The organism is Streptomyces sp. 13-12-16, from assembly GCF_002114215.1.
Taxonomy (GTDB): domain Bacteria; phylum Actinomycetota; class Actinomycetes; order Streptomycetales; family Streptomycetaceae; genus Streptomyces.
In genome coordinates this window covers 1-3,687 of sequence record NZ_NCTE01000511.1, presented here as the reverse complement: position 1 = coordinate 3,687, position 3,687 = coordinate 1, and the positions used below count along the sequence as shown (strand labels likewise).

General features: G+C 72.6%; 3 protein-coding genes. All 3 read right to left on the bottom strand.

The window, feature by feature from the left end; translation table 11 throughout:
- A partial coding sequence (locus B7767_RS20745) for a beta-ketoacyl synthase N-terminal-like domain-containing protein (RefSeq protein ID WP_143652564.1) occupies nt 1-1,440 on the bottom strand: 1,440 nt, incomplete at its 3' end.
- Between the two features lie 7 nt (nt 1,441-1,447).
- Nucleotides 1,448-2,398 carry a proline iminopeptidase-family hydrolase gene (locus B7767_RS20740; protein WP_085573516.1) on the bottom strand — a complete coding sequence of 317 codons (951 nt, stop codon included), beginning with the start codon at nt 2,396-2,398 and terminating at the stop codon, nt 1,448-1,450.
- Between the two features lie 97 nt (nt 2,399-2,495).
- On the bottom strand, nt 2,496-3,687 hold a 1,192-nt coding region (locus B7767_RS20735), incomplete at its 5' end, for a thioesterase domain-containing protein (protein WP_256923510.1).

The following is a 3,687-nucleotide window of genomic DNA, read 5'->3' as shown; positions in this document are numbered from 1 at the left end:
GCGCAGGGCGGGCCCGGTCCTCGCCGACAACGGCAGCGGCACGGGCGTGCCGGGGGCCGGGCGCGGCCCGGCGGGCTCGGGTTCCGCGTCCGCCTGTTCGATGATCACGTGGGCGTTGGTGCCGCTGACGCCGAACGAGGAGACGGCGGCGCGGCGCGGGCGGCCGGCGTCGGGCCAGGCCCGGGCCTCGGTCAGCAGGCGGACGTCCCCGGCTTCCCAGTCCACCTGGGGCGACGCCTCGTCGGCGTGCAGTGTCCTCGGCAGTGTGCCGTGCCGGATGGCCTCGACCATCTTGATGACGCCCGCGACTCCGGCGGCGGCCTGGGAGTGGCCGATGTTCGACTTGATCGATCCCAGCCACAGCGGCCTGCCGTCGGGGCGGTCCTGCCCGTAGGTGGCCAGCAGGGCCTGCGCCTCGATGGGATCACCCAGCGAGGTGCCGGTGCCGTGGCCCTCCACGACGTCGACGTCGGCGGACGTCAGCCCGGCCGCGATGAGCGCCTGCTGGATCACCCGGCGCTGGGAGGGGCCGTTGGGCGCGCTGAAACCGTTGGACGCCCCGTCCTGGTTGACCGCCGTCCCGCGTACGACGGCCAGTACGGGGTGTCCGTTGCGGCGGGCGTCGGACAGCCTCTCCAGCAGCAGGACGCCCGCGCCCTCGCTCCAGCCGGTGCCGTCGGCCGAGGCGCCGAAGGAGCGGCAGCGGCCGTCGGGCGAGAGTCCGCGCTGCTCACTGAACTCGATGAACGTCTCGGGCGTGGCCATGACGCTGACACCGCCGGCCAGTGCCAGGGTGCACTCCCCCGAGCGCAGGGCCTGTGACGCCCACTGGAGCGCCACCAGCGACGAGGAGCAGGCCGTGTCGACGGTGACCGCCGGGCCCTCCAGACCGAGGGTGTAGGCGACCCGGCCGGAGATCAGGCTGCCGTCGCTGCTGGTGATGCCGTAGTCGTGGTACATGGCGCCGGCGAACACGCCGGTGCGGCTGCCGCGCAGCGACACCGGGTCGAGCCCGGCCCGTTCCATCGTCTCCCAGGTGATCTCCAGCAGAAGCCGCTGCTGCGGGTCCATGGTGAGCGCCTCGCGCGGGCTGATCCCGAAGAACTCGGGGTCGAACAGCGCCGCCTCACGCAGGAATCCGCCGTGGCGGACGTAGCTCTTGCCGGGCTTTCCGGGCTCGGGGTCGTACAGGCCGCCCAGGTCCCAGCCGCGGTCGTCGGGGAACGGGCCGATGGCGTCACGGCCCTCGTCGACCAGCGCCCACAGTGTCTCCGGGGAGTCGATGCCGCCGGGGAAACGGCAGCCCATCCCGATGATCGCGACGGGCTCGGCGGCCGCGTGCGCGGCGGCGCGCAGGCTCTCGTTGTCCTGCCGCAGGCGCTCGTTCTCGATGAGCGAGCCGCGCAGCGCGTCGACGATCTCCTCGACCTTGGCATCCACCGTCGTCTCAGCCTCCGCTCACCGTCGTGGTCCGCGCGCCGATCGCGCCGACCGAGTCGAGGAATGCGCCGAGCACCTCGTAGAAACGTTCCGGTTCCTCGAACTGCGGGGCGTGGCTGGAGTCCTCGAAGATCTCCCAGCGGGCGTTCGGGATGAGTTCCCGGAAGGGGCGCACCGTGACCGGGGTGGCCTCGTCGTGGCGGCCCGAGAGGACGAGGGTGGGCACGTCGATACGGGGCAGGCAGTCGATCACCGACCAGTCCCGCAGGCTGCCGATGACGTGGAACTCGTTGGGGCCGTTCATGGTGCGGTAGACCGTCGGGTCGGTGACGGCCTCCAGGTACGAGGCCATGAGGTCGTTGGGCCACGGTTCGATGCGGCAGACGTGCCGGCTGTAGAAGACCAGCATCGCTTCGAGGTACTCGTCGCTGTCGGTGGTGCCCGCGGCCTCGTGCCGCCGCAGCGTCTCGTCCACGCCGGGCGGCAGTTGTGCGCGCAGCACGTCCATCTCCGACAGCCACAGCGGGTAGGAGGCCGGGGAGTTGGCGATGACCAGTCCGCGCAGTCCGGCGGGGCGGGCCGAGGCGTGCCAGGCGGCCAGCATCCCGCCCCACGACTGCCCGAACAGGACGTAGTCGTCGGCGACGTCGAGCCGGTCCAGCAGGTTCTCCAGCTCGTCCCGGAACAGCCGGGGGGTCCAGAAGCCGGGGTCGGCGTCCGGCAGGTGGGTGGATCCCCCGTTGCCGATCTGGTCGTAGTGCACCACGGTCCAGCCGCGTTCGGCGTAGACGGACAGGCCCTTCAGGTAGTCGTGCGTGGAGCCGGGGCCCCCGTGCACGACGACCAGGGCCGGACGGCCGGCCTGCGGCCGTCCGGTGACCCGGTACCAGGTCTTGTACTCCCGGAAGGGAACGGTTCCCTTGTGCAAGGGAACGGTCCCCTCGTGCGTGGACACCATCTCTCAACCACCTAAGTTCGGGTCGTTCTCCGCATCGGTGCCGCGTCCCCGTACGCGGCGTGCGCTTCTTCCGGGGATCGCCGGTGCCGGCCCGGACTCAGCCGGGCGTCACCAGCCACTCCTCGATGGCCCGGGCGGTCGCCGGAGCGTGCTCCTGCCCGAGCGTGAAGTGGTGTCCTTCCACGGTGCGCAGGGTGTGCTCGGGGTCCCACGGCCAGGCGAGCATCTGCGCCGGGTCGACTCCCTCGGGCGGTTCGACGAACGGCTCGGACGCCTGGAGGAACAGCGTGGGCACGCCCAGCCGGACGGGGTCGAAGCCTTCCAGCACCGAGAAGTAGTGCGGCATCGCCGACAGCCGTGACGCGTCGTAGCGGCCGAGGACGGACTCCATCTCCAGCACCTCCCCGATCAGGCGGCTGAACCCGACGTCCATCGCCGTGTCCTCGACGCGGAAGGTGTCGACCAGGATCAGCCCGGCGGGCGGGATCCCGGCCGTCTGCTCCAGGTGGCGGGCGAGGACGTGGCCGATGATGCCGCCGGAGGAGTAGCCGAGCAGTACGAACGGCTCCCCTTCCGCCGCCTCCAGTACGGCCTCGCCCAGCACCCGGGTCAGCGCCTCGGCGGAATCGGGAAGCGGTTCGCCCCGCTGGAATCCGGGCAGCGGCAGCGCCGACACGTGCCGGATGTCCCGGAACTCGGCTCCCAGCCGGGCGTGCTGGTGCACGCCGCCGCCCGCCATGGGTGTGGCGAGGCAGATCAGCCGGGGGCGCCGGGGGCCGTCGGCGAGCTGTACCGTCCTCGGAACGCGTCCGAGCTCCTCCGGGGAGGTGAACCGGGGCCGCAGCGCCGCGACCGCCGCCAACAGCCTCAGTGCTCCCGAGCCGTCGCCGGCCCGGACCGCCCGGCGGAACAGTTCGGTGACGGTCTCGTCCTCCTCCGTCGGGGGTGCGGCGGCGGAGGCGGCGCGGGGGAGCGCCGACGCCAGTTCCTCCGTGACGACACGGACCAGGCCGGCCGGGTTCTTGTTGTCGAACACCGCCATCGTGGGCAGGTTCAGCCCGGTGGCGGCGTTCAGCGCGGTGCGCAGCTCCATCGCGGAGAGCGAGTCGAACCCGGACTCCAGGAAGTCACGGTCGGAGTCGATCGCCTCGGCGCCGTCGTGCCCGAGCACGGCGGCGGCGAGGCTCAGCACGAGATCGCGCAGCACGGCCTCCCACCGGTCGGCGGGCAGGGCCGCCAGCTCGCGCCGCAGCGCCTCCGGGTCGGCGGTGCGAGCGCCGCCACCCGCC